This is a genomic window from Campylobacter taeniopygiae, from assembly GCF_005406225.1.
Taxonomy (GTDB): domain Bacteria; phylum Campylobacterota; class Campylobacteria; order Campylobacterales; family Campylobacteraceae; genus Campylobacter_D; species Campylobacter_D taeniopygiae.
Map to the genome: position 1 here is coordinate 1 of NZ_NXLY01000061.1, position 641 is coordinate 641.

At 28.5% G+C, this 641-nt stretch carries 1 protein-coding gene; it reads right to left on the reverse strand.

The window, feature by feature from the left end:
• Window positions 1-45: 45 nt before the first annotated feature.
• Window positions 46-641: hypothetical protein (locus CQA75_RS08945; RefSeq protein ID WP_137624606.1), on the reverse strand; the 596-nt coding region annotated here is incomplete at its 5' end.

Here is a 641-nt window from a genome sequence, read left to right on the forward strand (position 1 = left end):
TTTTATTTGTAGGTTTTAAACCCCTCATAGCTTAAATTTGTTGTCTTAATTGGCATTTAGCTTCCTTAAATCTATATTCTGAATAAATTTATCAAGTGGCTGAATGACTCTGGTTTGCATTTCATCTAAATCATATTCACACTCCGCATTTGTACATATAAATCCCTCATCTTCAGAAACACATACTTGAGTATAGCGACTCTCTGAGCTTAATTCTTGTAATGCCTGAGAAACTTTTGTAAGAGTTTCTTCATATCCTTGTGGAAGCAATTTATTATAAAATCTAAACTTTGCTAAACCTTTGATAGAAAAAATATCAAGTATCATATTATCATCACAAGTATAAAAAGTATCTTTGTTTATGAGAGAACTTGTATCTATGATAGTATTGGTGCTAAGTAATAAAATTCCCATTTTATAAATCCTTGCTATACAAGGCTTGTAATGATGTGGTTTAAAACCAAAATGAACCGAGTTAAAATTTTCATATATTATTCCGTCTTCACGTCCTATGTTAAATAATTCTTCCACTTCTTTTTTATCATCATTTAGTGCCAATAAAAAACAACGCATATTATCTCTATAATCTTTAAAATTTTTAGCAAATTTTTGCATTTGTTTTCTTGTTTCTTTTCCTTCTT